Source organism: Bacillus sp. SIMBA_031, assembly GCF_046535225.1.
In the GTDB taxonomy this organism is placed as follows: Bacteria; Bacillota; Bacilli; order Bacillales; family Bacillaceae; genus Bacillus; species Bacillus velezensis.
Genome location: NZ_JAWRXC010000307.1, coordinates 1 through 267, shown reverse-complemented (window position 1 = coordinate 267; position 267 = coordinate 1). Strand labels below are relative to the sequence as shown.

Below are 267 nucleotides of genomic sequence, written 5' to 3'. Positions count from 1 at the left end.
CGACGAACGAGGCCTCATTGGACGCCACCAGCCATGCAAAGTCGTCGGCAGGATCACCAATCCGGAGGTCTGTCCACCCCGTCAGGGCAGTTACGGAGTCATCCTGCACCATGAGGTTGTCTTCATGGAGGTCGCCGTGGACCACGGATGTATTGAACCGCCAAAGGGCAACGTCCTCGAGGGCATGTTCCCAACGGCGGAGGAGAGTGGCTGGAATTTTTCCGGTCGTTGCTGCCTGGTCCAGCTCATTGAGCTTGCGCTGCCGGA

At 59.9% G+C, this 267-nt stretch carries 1 protein-coding gene; it reads right to left on the bottom strand.

Annotated elements, in window-relative coordinates:
- Positions 1-217, bottom strand: a 217-nt coding sequence (locus tag SB724_RS20415) for a phosphotransferase (protein ID WP_410572712.1), incomplete at its 3' end; no start/stop codon positions are given.
- Positions 218-267: the final 50 nt, after the last annotated feature.